Here is a 201-nt window from a genome sequence, read left to right on the forward strand (position 1 = left end):
AAGCCCCTCGTAGCTGTATACAAAATCATTAGGATAATTGGATGTTGTTTTCAGGCACTTGTCAAAGCACAGTCTTGCAGAGTCATAGTCGTTAATGCTAAGATAATAATATCCTTTAATTGCATAAAAAATTTCCAAGCCTTTTTTGATTTTGCCATATTTATCAAATCTTCCGCTCATTTTTTCATATACATCCAAGGC

The organism is Prevotella sp. CAG:255, assembly GCF_000431195.1.
In the GTDB taxonomy this organism is placed as follows: Bacteria; Bacteroidota; Bacteroidia; order Bacteroidales; family Bacteroidaceae; genus Prevotella; species Prevotella rara.